The sequence below is a fragment of the Paenarthrobacter sp. CM16 genome (assembly GCF_013179505.1).
Lineage (GTDB): Bacteria > Actinomycetota > Actinomycetes > Actinomycetales > Micrococcaceae > Arthrobacter.
Genome location: NZ_JABMCX010000573.1, coordinates 1 through 957, shown reverse-complemented (window position 1 = coordinate 957; position 957 = coordinate 1). Strand labels below are relative to the sequence as shown.

Sequence of the window (957 nt, the reverse complement as noted above, 5' to 3'; positions counted from 1 at the left end):
ACTTCTTGACGCACATACAGTTGTGATCTCTGCCGTCCTCCTGGTGCACATCACTGGTGTGATGATCGTGGCCGCCTCCATTGCCGGCCTGGTGATCTCACTGTTCATCGTCGTCCTCGGAGTGCACTTCATCCGCATGGCGTGGGAACTAACGCAGAACTGGCGGAGCAGTGGCCGATTCAGCGGCAGCATCAGTGTGATTGCTGGTTTCTTGAATGCAGGGGCCGTGGCACTGCGTTCCCTGGTGGTTGTGGCCCGCCGGAAAATGAGCCGGCTGTCCTCGTTCAAAGCCGAATAGTCGGCTCGGCGTTCCTCGATTTCGGAGACGACACAGCTCCCCGCGACCAACGCGTATAGAGTGAAAAACATGACTGCAGGGGGTGCGGCCGCAGAGCCGCTGGTTCAGTTCAAGGACTTTCGCACTGGCTTTTGGTCGACATTCGGGTGCAATTCGGCGGGACCACCGACTGACGGTTTTGTGCCGGTAAACCTGGGGCTGGTCCAGTGACGGCGGGGCGATGGCTTTACCTCGCGATAGCAACAGCAATTCTGATCGTCTCGGTTGTCATGGCCATGCAAGGATCCGGCAGCCTTTGGTTCACAGCACTGGCCATGGCCCTGGCAGTGATCTCAGTCTTGTGGCGGACCCGGAAAGAGAAAAAGGGCACGGATCCGGAAGGGCCCCGCGGATGACGGCGATGGTGGGCGCCGGATTCGTCTTGAGGGGTGGCGCGATGCTAATCCCGGCTTTGACCGGCACTGAGATATAGAACTTTCCACCGTGGACAACTTTTAGCCGGCAGTTCTCTGGATGGCTCCTTTCGTCGTCACCGGTACGTTCATTCCCATCTTCAGCCGTCTTACCCAAGAACTTTTCGTTGTTCTGCTCCGTCTTTCATCTGCTCTTGCTCCACGACCGGGGGAGGTCCCTGGAAGACCCCCTCCCCGCAGTCGTCG

General features: G+C 58.7%; 1 protein-coding gene. It reads left to right on the top strand.

Annotated features, from left to right (window positions below; all coding sequences use genetic code 11):
• Nucleotides 1-298 (top strand): hypothetical protein (locus HP499_RS24580; RefSeq protein WP_216660299.1); only part of this gene is annotated, 298 nt, incomplete at its 5' end.
• Between the last annotated feature and the right edge of the window lie 659 nt (nt 299-957).